The 26468-nt window shown below is 70.8% G+C and carries 30 protein-coding genes; 21 read left to right on the top strand and 9 right to left on the bottom strand.

Features of this window, described 5'->3' with window-relative positions:
• Window positions 1-50: 50 nt before the first annotated feature.
• Window positions 51-953: a LysR family transcriptional regulator gene (locus AC3ARF_RS14390; protein WP_498929039.1), complete on the bottom strand. Its 903-nt coding sequence runs from the start codon at window positions 951-953 to the stop codon at window positions 51-53.
• A 159-nt stretch (window positions 954-1112) separates the two neighbouring features.
• On the opposite strand from AC3ARF_RS14390, the gene AC3ARF_RS14385 reads away from it, so the two are divergent.
• Window positions 1113-2162, top strand: a complete 1050-nt coding sequence (locus AC3ARF_RS14385) for a YeiH family protein (RefSeq protein ID WP_498931905.1) — start codon at window positions 1113-1115, stop codon at window positions 2160-2162.
• A 17-nt stretch (window positions 2163-2179) separates the two neighbouring features.
• On the opposite strand, the gene AC3ARF_RS14380 is transcribed toward AC3ARF_RS14385, so the two are convergent.
• Complete coding sequence (locus AC3ARF_RS14380; protein WP_498929037.1) at window positions 2180-2365, bottom strand: hypothetical protein; 186 nt, start codon at window positions 2363-2365, stop codon at window positions 2180-2182.
• A gap of 485 nt (window positions 2366-2850) precedes the next feature.
• On the opposite strand from AC3ARF_RS14380, the gene glnA reads away from it, so the two are divergent.
• From glnA to AC3ARF_RS14350, 6 genes are all read left to right on the top strand, one after another.
• On the top strand, window positions 2851-4260 hold the full coding sequence (glnA, locus tag AC3ARF_RS14375) for a type I glutamate--ammonia ligase (protein WP_498929035.1): 1410 nt from the start codon (window positions 2851-2853) through the stop codon (window positions 4258-4260).
• A gap of 212 nt (window positions 4261-4472) precedes the next feature.
• Window positions 4473-5252, top strand: coding sequence for a TorF family putative porin (locus AC3ARF_RS14370; RefSeq protein WP_498929033.1), 780 nt, complete (start codon window positions 4473-4475; stop codon window positions 5250-5252).
• Between the two features lie 50 nt (window positions 5253-5302).
• Window positions 5303-5641 carry a P-II family nitrogen regulator gene (locus AC3ARF_RS14365; RefSeq protein ID WP_036137985.1) on the top strand — a complete coding sequence of 113 codons (339 nt, stop codon included), beginning with the start codon at window positions 5303-5305 and terminating at the stop codon, window positions 5639-5641.
• A gap of 16 nt (window positions 5642-5657) precedes the next feature.
• Complete coding sequence (locus AC3ARF_RS14360) at window positions 5658-6926, top strand: ammonium transporter (protein WP_498929031.1); 1269 nt, start codon at window positions 5658-5660, stop codon at window positions 6924-6926.
• 175 nt (window positions 6927-7101) lie between these two features.
• Window positions 7102-7623 carry a GNAT family N-acetyltransferase gene (locus AC3ARF_RS14355; protein WP_498929029.1) on the top strand — a complete coding sequence of 174 codons (522 nt, stop codon included), beginning with the start codon at window positions 7102-7104 and terminating at the stop codon, window positions 7621-7623.
• A 107-nt stretch (window positions 7624-7730) separates the two neighbouring features.
• Window positions 7731-8075, top strand: a complete 345-nt coding sequence (locus AC3ARF_RS14350; RefSeq protein ID WP_498929027.1) for a hypothetical protein — start codon at window positions 7731-7733, stop codon at window positions 8073-8075.
• 21 nt (window positions 8076-8096) lie between these two features.
• Here the strand turns inward: AC3ARF_RS14350 and AC3ARF_RS14345 are convergent, their stop codons facing one another.
• The 3 genes from AC3ARF_RS14345 to AC3ARF_RS14335 form a co-directional block, all read right to left on the bottom strand.
• Window positions 8097-8666, bottom strand: coding sequence for an NADPH-dependent FMN reductase (locus AC3ARF_RS14345; RefSeq protein ID WP_498929025.1), 570 nt, complete (start codon window positions 8664-8666; stop codon window positions 8097-8099).
• Entirely contained in the window at window positions 8663-9976 is a 1314-nt protein-coding gene (locus AC3ARF_RS14340; protein ID WP_498931903.1) for an amino acid permease, read from the bottom strand. Before AC3ARF_RS14340 ends, AC3ARF_RS14345 begins: the two co-directional genes overlap by 4 nt.
• A gap of 228 nt (window positions 9977-10204) precedes the next feature.
• Window positions 10205-10708: a YybH family protein gene (locus AC3ARF_RS14335; protein WP_498929023.1), complete on the bottom strand. Its 504-nt coding sequence runs from the start codon at window positions 10706-10708 to the stop codon at window positions 10205-10207.
• A 126-nt stretch (window positions 10709-10834) separates the two neighbouring features.
• Between AC3ARF_RS14335 and AC3ARF_RS14330 the strand changes: the two genes are divergently transcribed.
• From AC3ARF_RS14330 to AC3ARF_RS14295, 8 genes are all read left to right on the top strand, one after another.
• Window positions 10835-11125 (top strand): MoaD/ThiS family protein, encoded by a 291-nt coding sequence (locus tag AC3ARF_RS14330; RefSeq protein WP_498929021.1) that lies wholly within the window; start codon window positions 10835-10837, stop codon window positions 11123-11125.
• A gap of 3 nt (window positions 11126-11128) precedes the next feature.
• Window positions 11129-12232, top strand: a complete 1104-nt coding sequence (locus AC3ARF_RS14325) for a WD40/YVTN/BNR-like repeat-containing protein (protein ID WP_498929019.1) — start codon at window positions 11129-11131, stop codon at window positions 12230-12232.
• A 135-nt stretch (window positions 12233-12367) separates the two neighbouring features.
• The gene (locus AC3ARF_RS14320; RefSeq protein ID WP_498929018.1) at window positions 12368-12628 is read left to right on the top strand and encodes a DUF2249 domain-containing protein; all 261 of its coding nucleotides are present in this window, start codon (window positions 12368-12370) and stop codon (window positions 12626-12628) included.
• 91 nt (window positions 12629-12719) lie between these two features.
• Complete coding sequence (locus tag AC3ARF_RS14315; protein ID WP_498929016.1) at window positions 12720-13322, top strand: hypothetical protein; 603 nt, start codon at window positions 12720-12722, stop codon at window positions 13320-13322.
• 93 nt (window positions 13323-13415) lie between these two features.
• A complete protein-coding gene (locus tag AC3ARF_RS14310) occupies window positions 13416-14504 on the top strand; it encodes a two-component system sensor histidine kinase NtrB (RefSeq protein WP_498929014.1) in 1089 nt (362 codons plus the stop codon).
• The gene (ntrC, locus tag AC3ARF_RS14305; protein ID WP_498929012.1) at window positions 14501-16012 is read left to right on the top strand and encodes a nitrogen regulation protein NR(I); all 1512 of its coding nucleotides are present in this window, start codon (window positions 14501-14503) and stop codon (window positions 16010-16012) included. Before AC3ARF_RS14310 ends, ntrC begins: the two co-directional genes overlap by 4 nt.
• Entirely contained in the window at window positions 16009-16584 is a 576-nt protein-coding gene (locus tag AC3ARF_RS14300; RefSeq protein WP_498929010.1) for a superoxide dismutase family protein, read from the top strand. Before ntrC ends, AC3ARF_RS14300 begins: the two co-directional genes overlap by 4 nt.
• A gap of 160 nt (window positions 16585-16744) precedes the next feature.
• Window positions 16745-17224, top strand: coding sequence for a GNAT family N-acetyltransferase (locus AC3ARF_RS14295; protein WP_498929008.1), 480 nt, complete (start codon window positions 16745-16747; stop codon window positions 17222-17224).
• Window positions 17225-17338: 114 nt separating this feature from the next.
• Here AC3ARF_RS14295 and AC3ARF_RS14290 read toward each other — a convergent pair whose 3' ends face one another.
• Complete coding sequence (locus AC3ARF_RS14290; RefSeq protein WP_498929006.1) at window positions 17339-18265, bottom strand: hypothetical protein; 927 nt, start codon at window positions 18263-18265, stop codon at window positions 17339-17341.
• Window positions 18266-18508: 243 nt separating this feature from the next.
• Here AC3ARF_RS14290 and AC3ARF_RS14285 point away from each other — a divergent pair, with 243 nt between their 5' ends.
• Entirely contained in the window at window positions 18509-19786 is a 1278-nt protein-coding gene (locus tag AC3ARF_RS14285; protein ID WP_498929004.1) for an acetyl-CoA C-acetyltransferase, read from the top strand.
• Between the two features lie 249 nt (window positions 19787-20035).
• Here AC3ARF_RS14285 and AC3ARF_RS14280 read toward each other — a convergent pair whose 3' ends face one another.
• The 3 genes from AC3ARF_RS14280 to AC3ARF_RS14270 are packed head-to-tail and all read right to left on the bottom strand — an operon-like array spanning window position 20036 to window position 23086.
• Window positions 20036-21289 (bottom strand): heme biosynthesis protein HemY, encoded by a 1254-nt coding sequence (locus AC3ARF_RS14280; protein ID WP_498929003.1) that lies wholly within the window; start codon window positions 21287-21289, stop codon window positions 20036-20038.
• Window positions 21290-21300: 11 nt separating this feature from the next.
• Window positions 21301-22302, bottom strand: coding sequence for a uroporphyrinogen-III C-methyltransferase (locus AC3ARF_RS14275; protein ID WP_498931901.1), 1002 nt, complete (start codon window positions 22300-22302; stop codon window positions 21301-21303).
• Between the two features lie 10 nt (window positions 22303-22312).
• Window positions 22313-23086 (bottom strand): uroporphyrinogen-III synthase, encoded by a 774-nt coding sequence (locus tag AC3ARF_RS14270; RefSeq protein WP_498929001.1) that lies wholly within the window; start codon window positions 23084-23086, stop codon window positions 22313-22315.
• Window positions 23087-23151: 65 nt separating this feature from the next.
• Between AC3ARF_RS14270 and AC3ARF_RS14265 the strand changes: the two genes are divergently transcribed.
• From AC3ARF_RS14265 to AC3ARF_RS14245, 5 genes are all read left to right on the top strand, one after another.
• Entirely contained in the window at window positions 23152-23610 is a 459-nt protein-coding gene (locus AC3ARF_RS14265) for a YiiD C-terminal domain-containing protein (RefSeq protein ID WP_498929000.1), read from the top strand.
• Window positions 23611-23675: 65 nt separating this feature from the next.
• Complete coding sequence (locus AC3ARF_RS14260; RefSeq protein WP_498928998.1) at window positions 23676-24092, top strand: hypothetical protein; 417 nt, start codon at window positions 23676-23678, stop codon at window positions 24090-24092.
• Between the two features lie 64 nt (window positions 24093-24156).
• Window positions 24157-24594: a rhodanese-like domain-containing protein gene (locus tag AC3ARF_RS14255; protein WP_498928996.1), complete on the top strand. Its 438-nt coding sequence runs from the start codon at window positions 24157-24159 to the stop codon at window positions 24592-24594.
• A gap of 193 nt (window positions 24595-24787) precedes the next feature.
• Entirely contained in the window at window positions 24788-25312 is a 525-nt protein-coding gene (secB, locus tag AC3ARF_RS14250) for a protein-export chaperone SecB (RefSeq protein ID WP_498928994.1), read from the top strand.
• 12 nt (window positions 25313-25324) lie between these two features.
• Window positions 25325-26350, top strand: coding sequence for an NAD(P)H-dependent glycerol-3-phosphate dehydrogenase (locus AC3ARF_RS14245; RefSeq protein ID WP_498928992.1), 1026 nt, complete (start codon window positions 25325-25327; stop codon window positions 26348-26350).
• Window positions 26351-26468 lie beyond the last annotated feature (118 nt).

Raw genomic sequence — 26468 nt, 5'->3', positions numbered from 1 at the left:
TGGCCGTCCCTGCGATGCAACGGCGCCCGCGCTGGAATGCGCGCGCGCGCTCAGTCCAGCAGCGCCAGAAACGCCTCCAGCGCGGGCGGTCGCGGGCGTTGCGCCAGTTCCAGCTGGAACAGCGGTCGCACCAGCGCGCGTTTGCCCGGCGCGTGCAGCGCACGCAGGCGGCCCGCGGCCAGCGGGTCAGCGACCACGACGGCCGGCAGGATGGCCAGGCCCGCACCCTCGGCCACCGCGCGGGCAATGGCCTCGTTGCTGCCGATCTCCAGCGTGCGCCGCGGGGTGATGCCTTCGGCCTGCAGCCAGGCCTGGGCCACCTGGCGGGTGCCCGACCCCGGCTCGCGCAGCAGCCAGGTCCGCGCGGACAGGGTGCTGGCCGCGGGGCGCTTGCGCCCGGCGAGCGGGTCGTCGTCCGCGGTGATCAGTTGCAGCGGCTCGTCGCGCCAGCGCAGTGCGCGCAGGCGTGCGTCGTCGACCGCGCCTTCCACGAAACCCACATCCAGCCCGCCGGCGGCCACGGCTTCGGCCACGCCGGCGGTGTTGTCGACCTGCAGCGACAGCGCGATGTCGGGATGGGCGGCGGCGAAGCGCGCCAGCGCGGGCGGCAGCCAGTAGCCGGCGACCGTGGTGCTGGCGCCGATCCGCAACCGGCCGCGGTGCAGGCCGACGCGGTCGCGCACGTCCTCCAGCGCGGCCTTCTCCATGGCGAACAAGGCGCGCGCATGGCGGTACAGCGCCTCGCCGGCGTCGGTCACGCGCACGCCGCGGCGGCCCCCGTCGGTGCTGCTGCGGTCAAGCAGCGCCAGGTCCAGCTGCCGCTCAAGTTCGCGCACGCCCTTCGACACCGCCGACTGGGTGACGAACAGCGCGTCCGCCGCGCGCGAGAAGCCGCGGTGTTCGACCACCGCGGCGAACAGCCGCAGCAGGTGCAGGTTCAGGTGCGTGGCCATGCATGAGTCAAATTCATATTCGTTGGAAGTATATGCATTGGATTCATAAGGGGCATTGGCCTAGCCTGCCCGCCACTTCCGCCGTCCCGGGCCGCCATGTCCTCCGTTGTGCCGCCGCTGAACCCGCCTGCCGAAACCACCGCGCCCGCGGCGCCAGCCATCGCCGTCTCGGCATCCGCAGCGGAGCTGGTGTTGCCACCGTGGCGTCGCCCCGGCTTCGTCCGCGGCCTGCTGCTGGCGGCAACGGTGGCGGTGCTGGCGATGGCGCTGTCGCGCGTGCCCGTGCTGCAGGGGGCGGGCCTGAGCGCACTGACCCTGGCCATCGTGCTCGGCATCGCGCTGGGCAACACGCTGTTTCCGCGCGTGGCGCCTTACACCGCAAGTGGCGTCGACTTCGCGCGCAGCACCTTGTTGCGACTCGGCATCGTGCTGTACGGCCTGCGCGTCACCTTCCAGGACATCGCCTCGGTCGGTTGGCCGGGCATCGCCATGGCGGTGGTGGTGGTCGCGGTGGTGTTCACGCTGGGCACGTGGCTGGGCACGCGCGTGTTCCGCCTGGACCGCGAGACCTCGATGCTGATCGGCGCCGGCAGCGCCATCTGCGGCGCCGCCGCGGTGCTGGCCACCGAACCGGTGGTGCGCGCGCAGGCGCACAAGGTGTCGGTGGCGGTGGCGACGGTGGTGGTGTTCGGTACCGTGGCGATGTTCGCCTATCCGTGGCTGTACCCGGTGCTGGGGCTGGATGCGCACCATTACGGCCTGTACGTCGGCGGCACCGTGCACGAAGTGGCGCAGGTGGTGGTCGCCGGCCGCGCCATCAGCGAGCAGGCCGCGGCGGTGGCGGTGATCGAGAAGATGCTGCGGGTGATGCTGCTGGCGCCGTTCCTGATGTTGCTGTCGCTGCGGCTGCAGGCCGGCGAAGCGGCAGGTGGCAGCCGCTGGCGGTTCGCGCCGCCGTGGTTCGCGGTGGCGTTCATCGCGGTGGCGGCGTTGAACTCGCTGCAGGTGTTGCCGCCGGTGCTGGTCGCCGCATTGGTCGAACTGGATACCGCCCTGCTGGCCATGGCGATGGCGGCGCTGGGCCTGCGCACGCACTTGGGCGCCGTGCGCCAGGCCGGACCCCGGCCGCTACTGCTGGCCGCGGTGCTGTTCGCGGTGCTGCTACTGGGCGGGCGGGCGCTGGTGCAGGTGGTGGTTTGGGCTGGTTGAGTGCCGTTCGCCAGCCCTCAGCGGCACGGCCCCCGGTAGTCGCCATGGCCGAGATGGGCACCCATGGCCTCCCGCGGCAGTTCCAGGGTTTTCTTGCCCTTGTGGCAGACCAGCCCAGGGCCCGCCGGGCCGACGAGTTCCACCGGCAAAAGCACGCAGCCGGACAGCGGCACGACGAGCAGGAAGGCGATCAGGCGTTTCATTCGGTGGTCTCGGATCAAGGATGCGACAGGGTAGTGGGGCCCTTCACGCAGGGGTCGTGACGCCCGTCGTGGCTCGGCGCGGTCGGGTGCGATGGCGGTCGCGGATTCACCACTGCGGCGACATTGCACAAGCGGTGCCCGACGCCCGGTCGGAACCAAGAGCGCTTTCCGGCGACTGGGCCCGCGCGTCCGCCCGGCGGCGCGGCTGAGGTGCCGCGCCTTGCCCGATACGCGGTCGCATCCGGGTCATCGTCCGATCCTAGACTTCTGCCTGACGGTCGCCCGGCAGTAATCGGAGCAGTGCACCAGTACGGTGCGAGTCCGCGCTTTTTGCACCCCGGTGGTGAGGGAGCTGCGTGCGGGTCTTGGGCGGGCACATAAAATCAATAAGTTACGAATCCGGAAAAGTTGGCACGCTACTTGCTTGATCTCCAGTAAGCCGCGCCATGCGGCACTGACATCCGATCCCCAGCCGAGGCCACCCCATGTCGTTCGAACACGTCGAAAAGCTCATCAAGGACCACAAGGTTGAATTCATCGACCTGCGTTTCACCGACATGCGCGGTGTGTGGCACCACGTGACCTTCCCGAAGTCGGTGGTGGAGCCGAGCCTGTTCGAGGACGGCAAGATGTTCGACGGCAGCTCGATCGGCGGCTGGCGCGGCATCCACCAGTCGGACATGGTGCTGCTGCCCGACGCCGGCACCGCCTTCCTGGACCCGTTCACCGCCGACCCGACGCTGGTGCTGACCTGCGACGTGCTGGACCCGACCACCATGCAGGCCTACGAGCGTGACCCGCGCGGCATCGCCAAGCGCGCCGAGTCGTTCCTCAAGTCCAGCGGCATCGCCGAGCAGGCGTTCTTCGGCCCGGAGCCGGAGTTCTTCATCTTCGACAGCGTGCGCTACGCCAACGACATGGGCCACACCTTCTTCCACGTGGACTCGGAAGAGGCGGCATGGAACTCGGGCCGTGAGTACGAAGGCGGCAACACCGGCTACCGTCCGGGCGTGAAGGGCGGCTACTTCCCGGTGGCCCCGCTGGACACGCTGCACGACATCCGCGCCGAGATGTGCAAGACGCTCGAAGCCGTCGGCATCGAGGTCGAGGTGCACCACCACGAAGTGGCCAACGCCGGCCAGTGCGAGATCGGCACCAAGTTCAGCTCGCTGACCCGCAAGGCCGACGAGCTGCAGATGCTCAAGTACATTGTCAAGAATGTCGCCTTCCGCAACGGCAAGACCGCGACCTTCATGCCCAAGCCGCTGGTCGGCGACAACGGCAGCGGCATGCACGTGCACCAGTCGCTGGCCAAGGGTGGCGTCAACCTGTTCAACGGCGACGGCTACGGCGGCCTGTCGCAGATGGCGCTGTGGTACATCGGCGGCGTGTTCAAGCACGCGCGTGCGATCAACGCCTTCGCCAACTCGGCCACCAACTCGTACAAGCGCCTGGTGCCGGGTTACGAGGCGCCGGTGATGCTGGCGTACTCGGCCTCCAACCGCTCGGCATCGTGCCGCATCCCGTACGTGGCCAACCCGAAGGCGCGCCGCATCGAGTTCCGTTTCCCGGATCCGGTGAACTCGGGCTACCTGACCTTCGCCGCGCTGATGATGGCCGGCCTGGACGGCATCCGTAACCAGATCGACCCGGGTGCGCCGAGCGACAAGGACCTGTACGACCTGCCGCCGGAAGAAGAGAAGAACATCCCGACCGTGTGCCACTCGCTGGACCAGGCGCTGGACGCGCTGGACAAGGACCGCGAGTTCCTCACCGCCGGTGGCGTGTTCACCAACGACTTCATCGACGCCTACATCGGCCTGAAGATGAAGGAAGTGACCCAGTTCCGCGCCGCGGTGCACCCGCTGGAATACCAGCTGTACTACACCGTCTGACGCCACACCCGCCGCGCCTCCATGCGGGGCGCGGCGCGGCAGGACGCCGCACGCCGTAGCGACAACCCGCAACACGACACACAGCTGCAATCCCGGCGCGACCTGCCCAAGCAGGCGCGCACGGACGCGGCGCGGGGCGACTCGTGCCGAAAAAAGAGCAACACGCCACACCGAGTGCATAACCAGGGAGGGCCTTTCGAGGAGCCTGGTTGATGAAGTCTCGCCACACGAAGTCCCGTTCCACCACGCGTGTTTCCATCCTGTTCCTCGCAGCGTTGGCTGCCGTTACGGTGGCACCCGCCCACGCCGGCGTATCCGGTTCGGCAGCGCTGACCAGCGACTACGTCTTCCGCGGCGTGTCGCAGACCAACGGTGATCCTGCCGTGCAGGCGGGCGTCGAGTTTGCGTCCGACAGCGGGTTCTATGCCGGCACCTGGGGCAGCAACGTCAGCTGGTTGTCCGACTATTCGGCGGCAGGCATCCCCGTCTCCAACAGCCTGGAGCTGGACGCCTATGCCGGTTACCGCGGCAAATTCAGCGAGCGGGTGAGCTTTGACGTGGGTGCGCTGTACTACTGGTATCCCGGCGATTATCCGGCGGGCTTCAACAGCCCCGACACCGGTGAGGTTTACGCCGGCCTGACCGTGGCCGCCACGGACACGCTCTCGCTCGGGGCCAGGTACTCCCATGCGGTCACCGACCTGTTCGGCTACGTCGATTCCGACGGCAGCGGCTACCTCGATGTCAGTGCGAGCCTCGCCCTGGGTGCGGGCTGGTCGCTGTCCGCGCACGGCGGCAAGCAGTGGATCGAGAACAGCGAGGCCTTCGAATACGCCGACTGGAAACTGGGCGTGAGCAAGGCCTTCGACAACGGCTTCTCGGTGGGCCTGGCCTACACCGATACCGACGCCGACGAATCCCTCTACACCAACGCCTACGGCAATCGGATCGCCGGTAGTGCCGTGGCGTTCAACGTGAGCAGGGCGTTCTGAGCGATGGGCCACGCAAGCCACAACATCTACCGCTGCCAAGGGGGCACACGATGAAACTCATCACCGCGATCATCCGGCCGTTCAAGCTCGACGAGGTCCGCGAAGCGCTGGCCGAGGTGGGCGTATCCGGCATCACCGTGACCGAAGTAAAGGGTTTTGGCCGGCAGAAGGGCCACACCGAGCTGTACCGCGGCGCCGAATACGTCGTCGACTTCCTGCCCAAGCTCAAGCTGGAGTGCGCGGTCGCCGACGCGATGCTCGACGCGGCGCTGGAAGCGGTGCAGAACGCCGCGAAGAGCGGCAAGGTCGGTGACGGCAAGATCTTCGTCACCTCCATTGAACGCACGATCCGCATCCGCACGGGTGAGATCGACGAAGACGCGCTGTGAACCGGGGGAACACACGATGATGAGCAATGAACTGATCGCCGCAGCCGCGCCGGTGGTGGAGAAGGGTGACGTGGCGTGGATGCTGACCTCCACGTTGTTGGTGCTGATGATGGTGGTGCCCGGGCTGGCGCTGTTCTACGGTGGCCTGGTGCGCAGCAAGAACGTGTTGTCGGTGCTGATGCAGGTGCTGACGGTGTTCTCGCTGATCGTGCTGCTGTGGGTGGCCTACGGTTACTCGCTGGCGTTCGCCGGCGGCAACGCGTTCATCGGCACGCTGGACCGGGTGTTCCTGCTGGGCATCACCAAGGACTCGCTGGCGGCCACGTTCACCGCGGGCGTGTCGATTCCCGAGTACGTGTTCGTGGCGTTCCAGGCCACCTTTGCCGGCATCACCGGCGCACTGATCGTCGGCGCCTTCGCCGAGCGCATCAAGTTCCGCGCGGTGCTGCTGTTCTCGGTGCTGTGGTTCACCTTCGCGTACCTGCCGATCGCGCACATGGTCTGGTACGCGCCGGACGGCTTCCTGTTCGCCAGGGGCGCGATCGATTTCGCCGGCGGCACGGTCGTGCACATCAACGCGGGCGTCGCCGGCCTGGTGGGCGCGTACCTGGTCGGCAAGCGCACCGGCTACGGGCGTGACGCGATCAAGCCGCACAACGTGACCTTCACGATGATCGGCGCGTCGCTGCTGTGGGTGGGCTGGTTCGGGTTCAACGCCGGCTCCAACCTGGAAGCGACCTCGGGAGCGGCATTGGCGTTCATCAATACGTTGGTGGCGACCGCCGCCGCCGCCATGGCGTGGACGCTGGTGGAGGCGGTGCACAAGGGCAAGCCGTCGATGCTCGGCGGCGCCTCGGGCGTGGTCGCCGGCCTGGTGGGCATCACTCCGGCGTGCGGCACGGTCGGTCCGCTGGGTGCGATCGCCATCGGCGCGGTCGCAGGACTGGCCGGCGTGTGGGGCGTGACCGGGCTGAAGCGCCTGCTGCGCGCCGACGACTCGCTGGACGTGTTTGGTGTGCACGGTGTGGGTGGCATCGTCGGCGCGCTGCTGACCGGCGTGTTCACTGCACCGTCGCTCGGTGGCACTGGCGCCGCCGATTACTCCATCGCGCACCAGGTCGGCGTGCAGGCCCTGGGCGTGGGTATCACCGTGGCGTGGTCGGGCATGGTCTCGTTGCTGGCCTTCGCACTGGTCGGGGCCCTGGTTGGGCTGCGCGTGCCGGAGGAAGCCGAACGCGAAGGCCTGGACATCACCTCGCACGGCGAAGCCGCGTACGAGAACTGAGCAGCGCGGGTTGTATCGATCAACGAAGACGGGCTCACCCTCCCCCCGTTTTCGCCTTTGGGCCCGGGATTCCCGGGCCCGGTTTTTATCCAACGTCGTGCGCGCAACCTACCGCGTCCGACATACCCCCCGGCCACCGTGCGGTGCGCCCCAGTTCGCGCAACGGAGAGGCGACATGATCAGCTACCGTGAAGTACGGCGTGACGACACCGCGCTGATCGCCGACCTGTGCCTGCTGCTGCAGGACAGCGTATCGCGGGGCGCCTCGGTGGGCTTCCTGCATCCGCTGCGCCTGCACATGGCGGCCGAGTACTGGCATGGCGTGCTGGGCGCCCTGGGAACTGCCCAGCGCATGTGGGTGGCCCAGCACGGCACGCGGGCGGTGGGCACCGTGCAGCTGGCACTGTGCGAGCGCGAGAACGGACGCCATCGGGCCGAGGTGCAGAAGTTGATGGTGCTCGGCGGTTACCGGCGCCAGGGCATTGCCTCGCGGCTGCTGGACCACGTGGACGCGTGCGCCGAGAGCGAGGCGCGTACGCTGCTGATCCTGGATACGGCGGCTGGTTCGCCCGCCGAGCAGCTTTATCAGGCGCGAGGCTGGGCCCCCGCCGGCATGATTCCGGACTTCGCCCGGGAGTCGGCCGGCGGCTTGGTCCCGACCGTGCTGTATTACCGAACGCGGGCTGCCGAAGCCTGAGCCAGTCCAATGCCTGGGTTGTGATCGGCCTGTCCGGTGCACGCCGGTTTGGCCGTTAGGCTTGTGTGACGCCGCGCCACCGTGCGGCCCAGCCTGGTCCACACCGCTTGGGAACCCTCTTTCACCTCGACGAACGCCGCCCGCGTACGGCCGGCCCGGATGCCACGCCGGTGTCGGTGACCGCGTTTGGCTTCTGCATCGGTCCAACCTTCGTGCCGTGGCAGGCGGTGTCGATGATCCACGCCAGCCGCGTGCACGGCGTGCCCAGCGACGATGTCCTGCTGGAGTTCGCGGCCCACGGCCAATGCCTGCCGGTGCGTGCCGCCCAGCCGGGCTTCGCCGCGCTGGAGGCGGCGATGGTGGGCGCGTTCCCCGACGTCGCCGGGTGGCGTGAGGCCCTCATGACGTCGCCGCGGCCACGCGGTCGCACGCTGCTCTACCAGCGCCCGTAAGGGCTCGGTCCTGCCGGGCGGTCACGCCCGCCGGGGACGCGCGGCCGCCACGTGGGCCGCGAAGCCGCCGACGAACGCCGCCAGCTGGCGCTGCACCAGATCGTTGACCAGCATGCCTTCGGCATCGAACGCTTCGTGCGCGCGCGAGACCATCAGCCGCCCGCCGGCCCAATGCTGCGCGCCCAGCGTGCGCAGCACCGGCAACCACGCGTTCTGCGACAGGATGGTGCCAAAGCCGCCCGGTGAGGCGCCCAGCAACGCGACGGGTCGCCCGCCAAACAGCGAAGGAATCCCGCTGGCGGGGCGCGACAGCCAGTCGATGGCGTTCTTGAACACGCCGGGGATGCCGTTGTTGTACTCCGGCGTTACCAACAGCAGCCCGTCGCAGGCCAGCACGCGCGCCTTCAGCGCCTGCACCGCCTCGGGGATGCCGTCCCGTGCCTCGACATCGCCGTCATACAGCGGGATCCCGTGCAGGGTGGCGATCTCCAGTTCCACGCCTTCGCCGGCCACCCGCTGCGCCGCGCGCAGCAGCGCGGTGTTGTAGGACTGGCTGCGCAGGCTGCCGGAGATGCCGAGAAGTCGGGTCATGGGCCGGATCTCGCAGGTTGGGGGGAAAGCCGCGCCCATCGGCACAGCGCGGCGATTGCCAGGGTCAATGCAACCGTAGACAACAACTGCATACGTGAAGCGGGCGACAACAGGGTCAGCGCGAAGATCACGCCGAGGATGCCGATCCCCGCCAGGGTTATGTACGGAAACCCACGCATGCGGAACGGCAGGCCGCGGCCCTGGCGATCGGCGCGACGGCGCAGCACCCACTGCGAGGCGAGGGTGATCGTCCACACCATCAGGCAGGTGGAGCCCACCAGGTTCAGCAGCGCCGGCAGCACCCTGTCCGGCCAGCGCAGCTCCAGCGCGGTGGCGAAGAAACCGAACGCCACGCTGGCCAGCACCGCCAGCACCGGTACGCGGTGGGCGTTCAAGCGGGCCAGCGCACGCGGTGCCTCGTTGCGTTGTGCCAGCGAGTAGATCATCCGCGAGGCGCCGTAGAGGTTGGCGTTGAGCGCCGACAGCAGCGCCACCACCGCCACCAGGGTGATCGCCGCGGCCGCGCCGGGAATGCGCGCGGCCTCCAACACCGCGGCAAACGGCGACTTCAGCGCCTCGCTGGTCCACGGCACCACCGCGATGATCACCGCCAGCGATCCCAGGTAGAACACCAGGATGCGCCACGCCACGGTGCGGATGGCCTGCGCCAGGCTGCGGCCGGGGTGCTCGGACTCCGCGGCGGCGATGGCCACGATCTCGGTGCCGCCGAAGGCGAAGACCACCACCAGCAGCGCCGCGCCGATACCGGCCAGGCCCTTGGGGGCGAAACCACCATGCGCGGTGAAGTTGCTCCAGCCGGGCGGCGTCACCTCCGGCAGCCAGCCCATCAGCAGTGCGACGCCGATGGCGATGAAGGCCAGGATCGCCACCACCTTGACGATGGCGAACCAGAATTCAAACTCGCCGAAGTTGCGCACGCCCAGCAGGTTGATCGCGGTGAACACCACCATGAATCCCAGCGACAGCCACGGCACCGGCAGCGCCGGCCACAGCGTCGCCAGCAGCCCCGCGGCGCCGACCGACTCGGCGGCGACCACGATCACCACCTGCAGCCACCACAGCCAGCCGACGGTGGCGCCGGCCACCGGCCCGAAGGCATCGGCGGCGTACACCGAGAACGCGCCGCTGGCCGGATGCGCCGCGGCCATCTCCCCCAGCGCGTGCATCACGATGATCACCAGCGCGCCGGCGATCAGGTACGACACCAGCACCGCCGGCCCGGCGGCCTGGATGCCCACGCCCGAGCCAAGGAACAGGCCGGCGCCAATCGCCGTGCCCAGCCCCATCATGATCAGCTGCCGCGGTTTGAGGGCGTGCTGCAGCGGCGCGGCGTCGTCGGCAGCGGACGGCGGTGGCGTGGACGTACGCGGCGCGGAGAGGTCGGGGATGGACATCAGGTGGCACGCGCTCCATGGCGGATCGGTCAGGGTGCCTCACCATACCGCGGCACGGACGTCCCCCGCGCACCTGAGGTGGTGCTCATGCAGGGCACGGCACCCGCCGCGCGATTGGCCGTCTCAGGGCGACTTCGGCGCGCACACCGGGCTGCCCTTGTCGAACACCACCTTCCACACGCCCGGCGCCTCGCGCCGCCAGATCGAGTTGAAGCGGGCGATGACCTTGCCCGACGGGTCGCGCACCGGTCCGGTGCTCAGCGCCAGCATGCCCGAATCCAGCACCTGCACCTGGTCGGGTTCCCACGAGAACGGCGCGGCCGGGCCTTCGAACAATCCCGCCCATGACGCGGCCACCGCCGCGCGCCCGCGCGTGGCCTGCTCGCCCGAGAATAACACCGTCTCCTCCGCCAGGAAGCCGGCGAACGCGGCGGGGTCGCGGTCGGCCATGGTCTTGGCGAAGGCGCGCTCGGCGGCCATCACTTCGGCCTGGGCCACGGCCAGGGTGTCGGTGGGAGCGGGGGTCGCCGTGGCATTACCGGGCGCCGCGGCCATAGGCCCGGCGCCCGCCGGCGAGGTCACGGTGGACGCGAGCAGCAGGACGGTGATCGTGGCGGTGCGCAGCATGGACGAAGGCCGGGGACGGGAACCGTGCCACTACACGCCACTCCGTGCGCCGGGGCACGTCCCAAAGGTGAGGGTGACTTAACGCCCGGCGGCCTATGCTCGCCCCGGATCCCTGCCGGAGCCCCCATGGCCAAGGTCGTGCTCGCGTCCGCCCTGGCGCGTTGGCTGCCACCCGATGCGGCCCCGGCCGGGGGCGAGATCGCCCTGCAGGTGCCGGGGACCACGCTGCCCGAGGTGTTGGACGGCGTGTTCGCCCGCTTCCCGCAATTGCGCGGCTACGTGTTCGATGAGCGCGGCGCGATGCGCCACCACGTGGCAGTGTTCGTGGACGGGCACGTGGTGCGCAAGCTTCAGCTCGACCAGCCCCTCGGCGCCGAGGCCGAGGTCCACGTCATGCAGGCCCTGTCCGGAGGCTGAGCCGTGTCCGACCGCATCCTCGTGTCCACCCGCAAGGGGCTGTTCACCCTGGCGCGCGCGAATGGCGCGTGGGCCGTCGACCGCGTCGCTTTCCTCGGCGACAACGTCAACCTGACCCTGGCCGACCCGCGCGACGGTGCGTGGTACGCCGCGCTCGACCTGGGCCATTTCGGCGCGAAGCTGCACCGTTCCCACGACCGCGGCTTGAGCTGGAGCGAGTGCGCGGTGCCCGCGTACGGCGACGACGATGAGGTCATCAGCGGCGACGGCAAGCCGCCGCGCCCGGCCACGCTGCGGCTGCTGTGGGCGCTGGCGCCCGGGGGCAGCGAGGAGCCCGGTCGGCTGTGGGCCGGCACCTTGCCCGGCGGCCTGTTCCGCAGCGACGACCGTGGCGCGAGTTGGCAGCTGGTGCGCACGCTGTGGGACCGCCCCGAGCGCCATGAATGGAACGGCGGTGGCTACGACGATCCGGGCCTGCATTCGATCTGCGTCGATCCGCGCGACGCGCGCCGCTTGCGGGTGGCAGTGTCCACGGGCGGCGTGTGGGGCAGTGACGACGGCGGTGGCGAGTGGTGGTTGGGCGGCGAGGGCCTGCGCGCCGAATACATGCCGCCGGCGCGCGCTTTCGAACCCAACGTGCAGGACGTGCATCGCCTGGTGCAGTGCGCGTCCGCGCCGGACCGGCTGTGGGCGCAGCACCACAACGGCGTGTTCCGCAGCGACGACGCGGGCCGACGCTGGCAGGAGTTGACGGTGCCCCCTTCGGCATTCGGTTTCGCCGTGGCGGTGCACCCGCGCGATGCAGACACCGCCTGGTTCGTGCCCGCAACCAAGGACGAGCGCCGCATTCCCGTCGATGCGCAGGTGGTGGTGGCGCGCACCCGCGATGGTGGGCGCAGCTTCGACGTGCTGCGCGATGGACTGCCGCAGCAGCACGCCTACGATCTGGTTTACCGCCACGCGCTCGCGGTTGACGGCACGGGGGAGCGCCTGGCGTTCGGCTCCACTACCGGAGGGGTGTGGACCAGCGACGACCAGGGCGACCACTGGACACTGTTGCCGGCGCGGCTGCCCCCGGTGCTGGCGGTGGAGTTCGTGCCTGGCTGAGCCGCGCCGGGCGGTGGCGGTCTCCCGCGGCTGACGCGGGCGCCGTACGCCTATCGCCTGCGCCTGATCTGGGTCAGCGCATCCGTGGCACCGCGGTCGTAGCGTGGCGCTTCCCCTCCTCGACGATGGCTCGCCATGTCCAACTGCAGCAGCGCCACCCCCAACCCCGAGACCGCCCACCTGTTCGACGCTCGCGGCGTCGCCCGCCGCTTCCGCCACTCGGCCATCTTCGGCGCGCTGGGCGCGCTGTACCCGGGCGAGACCATGCGCTTCGTGAACGACCACGACCCGATCCCGCTGCTGGGCCAGCTCCAGGAGAAGTTCGGCGACGGCCTGAGCATTGCCTATCGCCAGCGCGAGCCGGGGGCGGTGGTGATCGATTTCACTGTCGTGTGAGTCGCGAGGACGCCTCATTGGCCAATGACGTTGTGCAGGGGCGCTGATTAGACTTGCGCCACCCCCGCGCCCGCCCTTATGGAGATTCCGCATGCGCTTGAGTCCTGCTGTCCTGATCACCTGCCTGATGCTCGCCACCGGTTTGGCGTCGCCGTCCGCGGCCGCCACCGAGAAGTACCTGCCGTCGGTCATGCCCAATCCGGCGCCGAGCGAGCCGCTGGCCAACTTCGACCGCGTCGAGGTGACCCCGGTGACCATTGCAGCACCGTTCGACAAGCACAACGCCAACATCGCCGCGCGCGACAAGATCCAGACCCACCTGGGCAACCGGTTGTCGGCCTGGGTGCTGGCGATGAACACGCGGGCCCCCAAGGGCGCCACGCCGCGGGTGATGGTGGTCGAACCGGTGATCGAGAAGATCAAGTTCATCGGCACTGGCGCGCGCATCTGGGCGGGTGCGTTTGCGGGCAGCTCGCAGGTGTTGATGCGCGTGCGCCTGCGCGACAAGGAGACCGGTGCGGTGGTGGCCGAGCCGCAGTTCTACCAGCGCGCCAACGCCTGGGGCGGTGCGTACTCGGCGGGTGGCACGGACCACGACATGCTCAGCCGCGTCACTGACCTCGTCGCCGGCTACTTGGGCACCAACCTCGAGACGTCGGTCGGCGGCCCGACGGGTGGCGAAGGGCTGGAGTAACGCGCTCGCGGCAACACGGCTGATCTGGAAGCCCGGCCTTGGCCGGGCTTCTTGCTTGGTGTGGCCGCAGTCGGCTTGCACTATATTGGTGCAATGACCGCCCCCCTCCCCGAGCTTGACAGCCTGACCACGCCGCTGGCGTGGCTGGACCCGGCCGGGGTCATCGCCGGCTGCAACCAGGCCTTCGCGCGCTGGCTGGGCGTCAGCGCGCGGCGGCTGGTCGGCTGGCCGCTGGTGGGCCTGGACGGCGGCGATGAGCGCCTGGCCACCGCGCTGGCCCGCGTGGCCGGCGAAGAGGGCGCCCCGCTGCGGGTACGCCGCCTCGGCCTTGGGTTTGCGGACGGCGAACCGCGCTTCGCCGACCTGTGGCTGAGCCGCCGCGACGATGGCGGCACCCTGGTCGAGGTCCATCCGGTGGACGAATTCCCCGGCGAGGACCCGGCGCAGCTGCTGCCCACCGCGTTGTCCGCCGCGCTCAAGGGCCTCGCCCACGAACTGCGCAATCCGCTGGCCGGGGTCAAGGGCGCCGCGCAGTTGCTTGCGCGCCGCGCCGCCACGCGCGAGGCCGACGACGAGCGCGAACTGCTGGCGCTGATCGACGGCGAGGTCGCGCGCCTCACCGGCCTGCTGGACCGCCTGCTCAATCCCGCACCGCCGCGCGCGCACGCGCCGCTCAACATCCACGCGGTGCTGGAGCGCGTGTTGCGCCTGGCCGAAGCGGACGCCGGCTGGGCGGTGCAACTTGTGCGCGACTACGACCCGAGCCTGCCCGAATTCGACGGCGACGCCGACCGCCTGCAGCAGGCGCTGTGGAACCTGGTGCGCAACGCGATCGAGGCCGGCGCCACCCACGTCACCCTGCGCACCCGCGCCGAGCACGGCCTGCGCATCGGCGACGAGGTGCACCCCATCGCCCTGCGCCTGGAGATCAGCGACGACGGCCGCGGCGTGCCGGAGGAACTTGCCGAGCGCCTGTTCCTGCCGCTGGTCACCGGTCGCGCCGAAGGCACCGGCCTCGGGCTCGCGCTGGCGCAGCAGGTGGCGCGCGAGCATCGCGGCACGCTGGTGTACCGCTCCCGGCCGGGCCACACCGTGTTCACCCTGCACCTGCCCATGGACATGAGCGCCGCTTCCGACGACATCCCCGCGGACGCAACTGTTGACGGAGGTCCCGGCGCATGACCGCGCGTGTCTGGGTGGTCGACGATGACCGCGGCGTGCGCCTGGTGCTCGCCACGGCGCTGCGCGATGCCGGCTACAGCGTCGACGCCTTCGAATGCGCACGCGATGCGCTGGCGGCGCTCGACAGCCGCAGCGCCCCCGACCTGCTGTTCACCGACGTGCGCATGCCCGGCGACGATGGCCTCGCGCTGCTGGAGCAGTTGAAGGCGCGCCTGCCGCAGCTGCCGGTGATCGTGATGAGCGCGTACACCGACATCGCCAGCACCGCCGGTGCGTTCCGCGGCGGCGCCCATGAGTTCCTGTCCAAACCCTTCGACCTGGACGAGGCCGTTGCACTCGCCGGGCAGGCCATCGTCCGTCGCGATGAAAGCGACGCCGCCGCGTCCGAAGCGCTGACCGAGCAGGAGGTCGCACCCGATGCCGCCACCACCCTGGTCGGCACCACGCCGGCGATGCGCTCGCTGTTCCGCGCCATCGGCCGCCTCGCGCAGGCGCCCCTGTCGGTGCTGGTCACCGGCGAGACGGGCACCGGCAAGGAGCTGGTCGCGCGCGCGCTGCACCGCGAATCGCCGCGCGCCGACGGCCCGTTCGTCGCGCTCAACACCGCCGCCATTCCCGCGGAACTGCTCGAATCAGAGCTGTTCGGCCACGAGGCCGGCGCCTTCACCGGGGCCAGCAAGCGCCACATCGGCCGCTTCGAACAGGCGCATCGCGGCACGTTGTTCCTGGATGAAATCGGCGACATGCCCTTGCCGCTGCAGACACGGCTGCTGCGCGTGCTGGCCGAAGGCGAGTTCTTCCGCGTTGGCGGCCGGGAGCTGATCCGCGTGGACGTGCGGGTGATCGCGGCCACCCACCAGGAGCTTGAGGCGCTGGTCACCGCCGGCCGCTTTCGTGCCGACCTGCTGCATCGCCTGGATGTGGTGCGCCTGCGCCTGCCGCCGCTGCGCGAGCGCCGCGACGACATCCCGCTGCTGGCCGAGCGTTTCCTGGCCATGGCCGCGGCGAAGTTCGACGCAACCGCCAAGCGCTTTGCCAAGCCCGCGCTGGTGGCGCTGATGGCCCACGCCTGGCCGGGCAACGTGCGCGAACTGGAAAACGTGTGCTGGCGCCTCGCGGCGCTGGCGCCCGGCGACACCATCACCCGCGCCGATGTCGAGGCCGCCTTCGGTGGCGCGGGGTTTGTCGAAGGCGCGGACGCAACCGATGCCGCCGCCACCCGGGCCCCCACTGCAACCGCGCACCCCGCGATCGATGCGCAGGATGTCCTGACGTGGCGCAATCCGTTGGGCGACTGGGCCCGCGCCGAACTGGCCGCGGGCGCCAGCGACATCCACGCCCGTGCCACCGACCTTCTCGACCGCACCCTGCTCGCCGCCGCGCTGGAGCACACCGGCGGTCATCGCGGCGAGGCTGCCGCACGGCTTGGACTGGGGCGTAACACCCTCACCCGCAAGCTGGGCCCCGGCCGACGCCGTCCCACATCCCCCCAAGGAGACTCCGAATGAAGCACGCCCTCGCCGCCGTTCTTGCTACCGCCCTGCTGGCCGCCTGTGCGACCACCGCGCCCACCGGTACGGGCAAGGGCCCGCAGCCCGCGCCGGCGATGGCCAGCCGTTCGACCGTGGCTGGCGCCAGCGTCGTGCTCGCCCCGGCGTCGGCCAGCCTGGTCAGCGGCAAGCTCACGGTGATGCCGATGGGCAGTGGCGTGCACCTGCGCGGCGAGATCGGCGGCCTGGCGCCCGGCAGCACCCACGCCATCCACATCCACGAGAAGGGCGATTGCAGCGCGGCTGACGCCACCAGCGCCGGCGGTCACTTCAATCCGGCGGCCAAGCCGCACGGTCGCGTCGGCCACGGCGACCACCACGGCGGCGACATGGACAACATCACCGCCAACGGCGAGGGTGTGGCCACGGTCAACGTGCACGCCGCGGGGGTGGTGCTGGGCGGTGGCGCGGCCAATGATGTGATCGGTCGCGCGGTGATCGTGCATGCGGCGCAGGATGACTACGCCACGCAGCCTACGGGCAACGCGGGGGCGCGGGTGGCTTGTGGGGTGATCAAGGTTTCGCCGTGAAGTTTTGGGGTGAGGGCGGCGCGGAGGTGAGGGCGACGCAAGTCGCGGCCCGTTATCCGCCTGGTTGCGTCGCCCTCGCCTCCGCGCCGGATGCGTGGCCGGCAATCACGGTGGAACCTCTGGCTGCGATTGATGACTCACACAATGGGATTGATCGGACATGACATTGCGTATTCGCGAAGCGCACGCCGCCGACGTGGAACTGCTCGCGCAGTGGGCGCAGGCGATGGCGTGGGAGACCGAGCACAAGCGCCTCGATCCGCGCACCCTCCACGCCGGCGTGGCAGCGGGCCTCGCCGATCCGGCGAAGGCGCGCTACTTCATCGCCATGCACGAAGCGAACCTCGCGGGCCACGAGACCATCGCCGAACCGGTCGGCACGCTGATGCTCACCCGTGAATGGAGCGACTGGCGCAACGGCGACTGGTGGTGGATCCAGAGCGTGTACGTGCCCGAGGCACACCGTCGCCAAGGCGTGTTCGCCGCCTTATACCGCCACGTCGAACAGCTCGCCCGCGACACCGAAGGCGTGGTCGGCCTGCGCCTGTACGTGGAGCGCGACAACGCCACCGCCCACCGCACCTACGAAGCGCTCGGCATGAAAGACGCCGGCTACAACCTGCTCGAAGCCGAGTTCTGACGCGCCTGAAGCGCAAACCACCTCAACGTTTCCAGCGGGAGTGTCATGCCCCCGCAACCAAGCGGATAACGGGCCGCGACTTGCGGGGGCATGGCACTCCCGCCCCAGAACACCTCAGAGCAGCGCTTCGCGCGCCCCATCCGTCTCGTCGCAGTGCACGAAATTCACCGTGACACCGTGCGCGGCGAGTACCGCGGCGATCTGCCGCTGGCGCGCCTCGAAATGCCGATGCTGGCGATATTGCCGCTCGCGCCCTTCCTCGGTTTCGTTCGGCATGTCCGCGGCGTAGCGCGCATGCCACGCGGCCGGGGTGAACATCGCGATCCGCGCCTCGCCCTGCGCGTAGTGCACCAGCGGCTCGGGCGATGCGTCCAGCCAGGCTTCGCCATCGGGCGCCAGCAGCGCGGTCTCCAGCAACGGCCACAAGGGCGCCAGTCCGGCGTGCTCGTACTGCATCGCCATCATCGCGGCCAGGTCGTGCACGGTCAGGTATCGCGCGTGCTCCACCGCCAGGCCGAACGCGTCCTGCGCGGCCAGCGCGGTGTCGGCGCCGGCCATGCCGCGCTCCAGCAGTTCGCGTTCGAAGGTGTCGCCGACGCGCGCGACCACCTCGGCGCTGCCGGACAACACGAACGGCACCAGCCGCAGCGGGCCGCCGAGGAAGTCCGCCGAGGGCGACAGCGCGCCCGGCAGCTGCTGCTCATGCGCGCCGAAGGCGATGATGCGGCCGGCGTCCAGCGGCGCGGCCGGGTCGCGCGGCGCGCGCGCGGCCAGCTCGTCCAGTTCGCGATGCAGCGGCCAGCCCGGGCGCAGCAGCTCGATCGGGTCGAAGTGTGCGCCCACGGTCACCAGGTCCAGCGACGCCGCCTCGGGGGCGAACCGCGCCAGGTCGCGCGCCACCAGGGCGGCCAGGTCGCCGACTTCGACCTGGGCCAGGCGGTCGCGCGCCACCGGGGCATCGCCGCGCAGTTCCAGCGCGAGCGCGCCCAGCACGTGCAGGGCCGGGGCAGGGGAGGGGACGGGCTGCGGGGCAACGGACATGGGCTTCCTGCGGGACAATACGGGGGCGTTTGGAAAGGCGCCGAGGCGGCGCTACACTGCGGTCATTATGCCCGTCCGGCCCGGCCGCCCTGTTGCGACCGTGCTCGCGGCGTCCGTTCCGAAGGCCTCCCGCCATCGCCCTGCGCCTGCCAACCCGGCCGCGGACGATCACGGACAAGGCACGGGCGCGGGCCCGTGCCGGGCCTTCGACCCCACCGCTTCACCCGCCCGAGGAATTGCCCGATGCGTCCAGTCCGTCCCGTCGCCGTGTTGGGTGGCGTCCGCATTCCCTTCTGCCGCCAGAACACCGCCTACGCGGATGTCGGCAACCTCGGCATGTCGGTGCGCACGCTCGGGGCCCTGGTCGAGAAGTTCGGCCTGCACGGCCAGCAGCTGGGCGAAGTGGCGATGGGCGCGGTGATCAAGCACAGCAGCGACTGGAACCTCGGCCGCGAGGCCGCGCTCTCGTCCGGCCTGTCGCCGCTGACCCCCGGCATCACCCTGCAGCGCGCCTGCGGCACCTCGCTGGACACCATCGTCCACATCGCCAACAAAATTGCCGTCGGCCAGATCGAGGCGGGCATCGGCGGCGGTTCGGACACCACTTCCGACGTGCCGATCGTCTACGGCCAGGCCCTGCGCCGCCGCCTGCTCGCCGCCGCCGCGGCCAAGACGCCGAAGGACAAGCTGGCCACGTTCAAGGGCTTCAAGCTGGCCGACCTCAAGCCCGACTTCCCCGGCGTGGCCGAGCCGCGCACCGGCAAGTCGATGGGCGAGCACTGCGAGGACATGGCCAAGGAATGGAACATTGCCCGCGACTCGCAGGACGAGTGGGCGCTGTCTTCGCACCAGAAGCTGGCGGCGGCCTACGAGCGCGGCTTCTTCAATGATCTGGTGGTGAGCTTCCGCGGCGTGTCGCGCGACAACATCCTGCGCGCCGACAGCACGCTGGAGAAGCTCGCCTCGCTGAAGCCGGCGTTCGACAAGACCTCCGGTCGCGGCACGTTGACTGCGGCCAACTCCACGCCGCTGACCGACGGCGCTGCCGCGTGCCTGCTGGCCAGCGACGAGTGGGCCGCCGCGCGCGGGCATGAAGTGCTGTGCCACCTGCGCGACGCGCACGTGGCCGCCGTCGACTTCGTGCATGGCGAAGGCCTGCTGATGGCGCCGACCGTGGCCGTGGCCGAGATGCTGGCGCGCAACAACCTCACCCTGCAGGACTTCGACTTCTACGAGATCCACGAGGCGTTCGCCGCGCAGGTGCTGTGCACGCTGCGCGCGTGGGAGAGCGAGGAGTACTGCCGCACGCGCCTGGGCCTGCCCGCCGCGATGGGCCGCATCGACCCGGCCAAGATCAATCCGAACGGTTCGTCGCTGGCGGCGGGCCATCCGTTCGCCGCCACCGGTGCGCGCATCGTGGCCGCGGCGGCAAAGGAGTTGAAGCAGCGCGGCGGTGGCCGCTGCCTGATCTCGATCTGCACCGCCGGCGGCATGGGCGTGGTGGCGATCCTGGAACGCTGATGTGGCGTGGGGCGGGAGCGCGATGCCCCCGCAAGTCGCGGCCCGTTATCCGCTTTGTTGCGGGGGCATCGCGCTCCCGCTCCAGACGTTGGCCGGAGTTTTGGGGTGACGCGGCTGAGAGGCAGCTCTTGCTTCCTTACCTAGAAGATCGTGGCGGCGTGTCCCGGCAGGGCACATGGGCGTCGCAACCAAGCGGATAACGGGCCGCGACTTGCGGCGCCCATGTGTCCTGCCGGGACACGCCCCCGGTCACGCCCCCCGCAACCGCGGCACGCCGTGCTCATCGCGCTCCTCCACCGCCGCCTCATCGCCGATCCGCTGGCGCAGGTCACGACCGGGTAGCTCGGCAACCGTTTCGCCCCGTGCGGCCGCCAACGCATTGGCGTAGGCGATGCGCGCGCGCACGTCGTCGCGCGCCTGGGTGAAGCCATGGCCCAGTTCTTCCCAGGCCTCGGCGCCAGCGCCCTGGGCAATGGCGCGGTGCAGGGCGTCTTCCGCGCGGGGCCATTGCCCCAGCGAACGTTGCAGGCGGGCCACCGCCAGCAGCACGCCGGGGCTGGCCGGATGCGCCTGCAGCCAATGCTCGGCGTTGGCCAGGCGGTGCTCCACCCGCCCGATCGGCAGGCGGCCGTAAAGCGATGCCAACGACTCATCCCACTGCGCGTCCAGGGCCTGTTCGATGGCCTTGGCGGCGGCCTCGTCCCAGCGCAGCGCGGCGGCGCGCGTGGCGTAGGCCGTCACCGCGGCGGGCTCGCTGCGCAGCGCCGGCGGCAGCGCGTCCCAGCGGTCGGCCAGCACGTTGGCGTCAGCCGCTTCGCGCAGGCCGTGGGTGGCCCAGTCGGCTTCGCGCCGGGCCAGTTCAGCCGGCGGCAGCGCCTGTTGCTGGCGCAGCGCGCCCAGCAAGCCGTAGGCCTCGCCGGCGCGACCCACGCTGGCCAGCGCTTGCGCGCGCAGGGCCAGTCCGCGCGGCGGCAGCGGTTGCGCCTTCGGCGCGTCCAGTGCGGCCAGTGCATCGGCGGGGCGTGCGTCCGCCAGCGCCAGCTCGGCGGCCAGCACCGCGGCGCTGGTCGGGTGGCCGGCCGCGAGCGCGTCCAGGTGGGCAGCCATCGCGGGCGCGTCGGCACGGGCGTGCGCCGAGCGGGCGGCGGCGGCGAGCGCCAGCACGGCCTGGTCGGGGTCCTCGGCGGCATGCGCGAGCGCCTTTTCCGCACGGCTCCAGTGGCCCTGCAAGACGCCATCCACGCCTTCGGCCAGACGCTGGCGCAGCAGCCGCTCGCGGCGGCGGCGCACGGCCGCGAACGGCAGGCTCGCCAGGGTCCATAGCAACCACAACCCGGCGATGACCGCCGCGGCGATCAGCAGCGCCACCGCCAGCGTGGTGCTGTAGTCGGTGCCGCGGTAGCGCACCAGCACGTAGCCCGGGTCCTGCACCAGCACCTGGGCCACCAGTGCGCCGGCCAGCGCCAGCACGATCCAGAACAGCAGGTTGCGGAACAGGGCCATCGGTCCTCCGGTCAGGGTGCGGCACGCAACTGCCGCAATTGCTGGAGTGTGCTGCCCAGGGTCGGAAGCGAGAGTGAAAGCGGCAGCGCGGCCAGTGCCTGCAGGCGCTGGCGCTGCTGCCGCAGGGTCGGCGAATCGGGCCACAGCCGGGTCAGCCACAGATCGGCGCGGCCGAGGGCGGCGCGGAAGCCGTCCACGTCGCGGCGCTCCGCCGCGGCACGGGCCAGCGACAACTCGATCTGCAGGCCCAGTTCCGCCTGGCGGCGGTCCCCGGCCTGCAGCGCGATGGCACGGTCGCTCGGCTGCACCTGCACCAGTCCACCGAACGCGCGGCGCCACCACGGCGCGTTGGCCTTCACCGCATCGGCTGAGGTCGGCGGCGGCTGCATCCGCAGTTGCTGGGCGAAGGCATCGAGGCGGGCGAGGGCCACGGCGCGCGGCTCGGTGCCCAGCGCATCCAGCGCGGCCCGCTCCTGCACCAGCACCTGGCGCAGGCTGAGGTAGGCGGGATCGTCCACGCCTTCCAGCACACCGCTGGCCAGGGCGTACGCGCGCCGCGCGCCATCCAGGTCGCCGGCGATCAACAACCGTTGCTCGCCCAGCATCAGCAGCAGCTCGGTCTCGTCCAGGCGCAGCGCCTGCGCACCATGGCGGTCGGGGTCGGCGAGGCGGGCGAGACTGCCTTCCAGCAGGGCGGCGCGCTGGCCGATGCCCAGCAGCTCATCGCGTAGCACGCGGTTGGTGGCATCGGCCTGCTGCAACCGCTGCAACTGCGCGCGCTGGTCGCGGCGCAGCGCGTCGACGCGGCCGGTCAGCGCTTCCAGCTGCTCGCTGGTTCCGGCGGCGACCGCGTGGTCGTGCGCCGACTGCGCCTGCCACCACGTCCAGCCGCGCCAGCCCAGCAACGCGGCCAATGCCAGCAGCACGCCCCACAGCCAGGCGTGGGAGCGGCGTGCAGAGGGGGCGACGGGGGGCGAAGGCGTGGACACGGCGGCGGGGTCGCGCGGAGGCATTCCGGTCATGCTACCGGATGCCCAGCCCCTGCCCCGCGGCGGCGACCAGTTGGGCCGCGCTGGGGCCGGCGGCCCGCCGCACGTCGGTGAAACCGTGGCCGTGGGCGAGGGCCACCAGCCGGTCGCTGGCGGCCACCACCGGGCAGGCCCGCAGCCGCGCGAGGGCATCGGCCGGCCAGGTGGCGAGCAGGTGCGCCAGCGCCTCGCCGCTGCTCAGCGCGACCACCGCCGGCGCCTCCAGCGCCCGCAGCGCGGCCAGCGCGCGGGCATTCGGCGGCAGCGGCACCCGGTCGTAGACGTCGGCGCGCAGCACCGTGGCCCCCCGGGCTTCCAGCGCCGGCGCCAGCTCGCCGCGGCCGCCGGGCGCGGTGACCAGGGCGATCCGGTCGCCCGCCACCGCGGCAAGCTCCGGCAGGTCGAGCAGGCCTTCGGTGTCCATGCGCGCGGGGACGGTCACTTCGGCCACCCCGGCCCGCCGCAATGCCGCGGCGGTGCCCGCGCCGACGGCGAACCACCGTTGGCGGGCCAGTGCGCGCAGCGGCTGCAGCCTCGCGGCTGCCCGCGCCGCCGCAGGGCTGGTGACAATCACCTTGGGCAGCGCCAGCGCCTCGCGCAGGCGCCGGCGCGAGGCCTCGTCCTCCCGCGGTTGCAGCGCCCACGGCGACAGCGCGATGCAACCGCCTCCGAGGCGGCGCGCCGCCCTACGCATTTGGTCGTGCTGTCCGCGGGGCCGCAGCGAGATCACGTACCATCGCGGCGGCTGGCGGGGTGTGCGTGCATGCATCCGGTCAGCTTGGCACAGCCGCGGCGCCCGCCGCACCCCACGCCTCCCCCGAGCGTCCTCTCCCAATGTCCAAAGCCGAACTGCTGCACCAGTTGCAACACCATTACCAATCCATGCCGCCGGTGGCGGCGATGAACCTCACCATTGGCGGCTACGACGGCGCCCGCCTGCGACTGCATGCCGCATTGGCCGACCACGTCAACGACAAGGGTTGCGCCTTCGGCGGCAGCCTGGCCTCGATGATGACGCTGGCCTCCTGGGGCCTTGTGTCGCTGAAACTGCACGAAGCCGGCCTCGACGCCGATGTGTACGTGGCCGACAGCCAACTGCGCTACCTGGCGCCGCTGTTCGCCGACCTCGACGTCACCGCGGAATTCGGCCCCGAGGCCGACCTCGACACATTCCTGTCCACCCTGCGCGAGCGCGGCCGCGCCCGCACCCAGCTGGTGGCGCGCGTGCTGACCCCCGAAGGCGTGGTCGCCACCGACTTCACCGCGCGATACGTGGCCATCGCCCGGACCTGAGCCCGCGCGACCGGCTACCATCCGGGCTGACGCGGGCCTGGCCCGCCCTGGCAGAAGGAATGAGGATGCGCCTGTTTCGGCTCGCGATGGTGTGGTGTGTGTTGGTCGTGGCCGGCTGCGCCTCGGTCAACCAGCAGGGCGACAAGCTCGACCGCCAGCAGTACGCCTGGTCCGGCGCGATCCGCTGGGGCGAGGTCGAAGGCGCGACGAACCTGATCGACCCCAAGCTGCGCGAAGCCAAGCCGGTCAGCGACGTGGAGCTGGAGCGCTGGAAGCACATCCAGGTGTCGGCCTACCGCGACATCGGCTCCGACCGCGACCTGGAGGCCGGCACCGCCGCGCGCGACATCGAGATCGGCGTGATCAACCGCCACACCATGGCCGAGCGCACGGTGCGCTACCGCGAGACCTGGCGCTGGGACGCCGAGGCCGGAGTATGGTGGCTGACCAGCGGCCTGCCGGATCTGTGGGCGGGGCAGTAAGGCTTTTTGCGCCCGCGGCGGGGGTAGGCGACAATCGCCGGCCCTGCCTGACCGTACTGATGCCGTGACCATCGAAGAACTGCTGGCCTTTGCCGGCCGCCACCCCTACCTGTCGATGGGCCTTGCCGGCCTGACGGTCGCGCTCATCTACACCGAAGTCGCCGGCCTGTTCCGCGGCTACAAGACGCTGCGCCCGGCCGAGCTGACCGCCCTGATCAACCGCGACGAGGCGCTGGTCATCGACCTCTCGCCCATCGGCGACTTCGAAAAGGGCCACATCGCCGGCAGCAAGTCGGTGCAGATGAGCCAGTTCGACCCGGAAAGCAAGCTGCTGGCCAACGCCAAGTCGCATCCGGTGGTGGTGGTGTGCCGCACCGGCGTGACCGCCGCGGGCGCCGCCAGCCGGCTGAAGAAGGCCGGCTTCGAGCAGGTTTACCTGCTGGACGGCGGGATCGCCGCGTGGCGCCAGGCCGACCTGCCGCTGGTCAAGGGCCGCGCCTGAGCCCAACGCCCAGGGCGCAGGTGGGACCTCACGCCTGACGCGGCGGCACGTGCCGGAAGCGCGTGCCGCACGTCGTGAATGTCATGCAGCGGACCTTGCGCCGCCACCATTCGCCCCCAGACTGAACCCCGAGGCCGCGCCGGAAGCGCGTGCCATAATCGAACCCTTACGCTTACAAGCTGGAGTTGCTCCGATGTCCGACGAAACCCTGAACGGCGCCGCCGCCGCTGACGAAACCGCCACCGGTCCGGCGTTCACGGTCGAGAAGATCTACGTGAAGGATGTTTCCTTCGAGGTTCCCGGCGCTCCGGCCGTGTTCAACGAGCAGACCCAACCGCAGCTGCAGATGAACCTGCAGCAGAGCGTGCAACGCCTCAACGACAACGCCTTCGAAGTGGTGCTCGGCGTGACCCTGACCTGCAACGCCGGCGACAAGCCGATGTACCTGGCCGAAGTGAAGCAGGCCGGCGTGTTCGGCCTGGCCGGCTTCGATCCGCAGACCCTGGACGCCATGCTCGGCGTGCATTGCCCGAACGTGCTGTACCCGTACGCCCGCGAGACGATCAGCAGCCTGATCCAGGCCGGCGGCTTCCCGCCGTTCTTCCTGCAGCCGATCAACTTCGAAGCGCTGTATGCCGAAGGCCTGCGCCAGCGTGCGTCGCAGCAGCAGGCCGGTGACAACGGTCTGGCCGACGCCGAGACCGCCGGCAACGCCTGATCCGGCGGCGCGATGGAAGCGAAAGCTCCCAGCGTCGCGGTTCTGGGCGCCGGCTCCTGGGGTACGGCGCTCGCGGCCCTGATTGCCCGGCACGGTCATCCGACCGTGCTGTGGGGCCGTGATGCGGCCACCATCGAGGCGATCGGCGGCCGCCACGAGAACCCGCGCTACCTGCCGGGCATCGCCCTGCCCGACAGCCTGCGCGCCACCACGGACTTGGCCACCGCGCTGCACGGCGCGGACCTGGTGCTGGTGGTGGTGCCCTCGCATGCCTTTGCCGAAACCCTGCGCGCGTTGGCCCCGTACCGCCCGGCGCACGCCGGCGTGGCCTGGGCGACCAAGGGCTTCGAGCCGGGCAGTGGCCGCTTCCTGCACGAGGTCGCCGGCGAAGTGCTGGGCGACGGCGTGCCGCTGGCGGTGGTCACTGGTCCGTCCTTCGCCAAGGAAGTGGCGCAGGGGCTGCCCACCGCGTTGACCGTGCATTCGGATGACGCGGACTTCGCCCAGCAGGTGGCCGACGTCCTGCACGGGCCGTCGTTCCGGGCCTACACCGGCGATGACATGCTCGGCGCCGAGCTGGGCGGGGCGATGAAGAACGTGCTGGCGGTGGCCACCGGCGTGGCCGATGGCATGCAGCTGGGCCTCAACGCCCGCGCCGGCCTGATCACCCGCGGCCTCAACGAGATGCTGCGCCTCAATCAGGCCATCGGCGGCAAGGCGGAGACCCTGATGGGCCTGGCCGGCTTGGGCGACCTGGTGCTGACCTGCACCGGCGACCTGTCGCGCAACCGTCGGTTGGGCCTGGCCCTCGGTCGGGGGCAGAGCATCGCGGATGCCGTGCGCGAGATCGGCCAGGTGGTCGAGTCGGTGCAGACCGCCGACGAGGTGATGCGCCAGGCCGACAGGCACGGCATCGAACTGCCCATCTCCAGCGGCGTGCGCGACGTGCTGCATGGGGTCACGACCCCCGTGGCGGGCCTGCAGAAGCTGCTGGCGCGCGAGCAGAAGCCCGAGTACCCGGACAGCCTGTTCGAGTAAGGGGCCGCGCGGCGCAAGTCGCCCGGCCCAGGTGATCGGTGACGCGCTGCGGCCGTACGGCGGGCCCCGCCGAGCGCGGAGGTCCCTCTCCCCTGCCGTGTTCCGGCCCAAAAAGAAA

This window comes from Lysobacter sp. KACC 24251 (assembly GCF_057747755.1).
The sequence above is the reverse complement of the archived record's forward strand: the minus strand, read 5'-3'. Positions and strand labels throughout refer to the sequence as shown.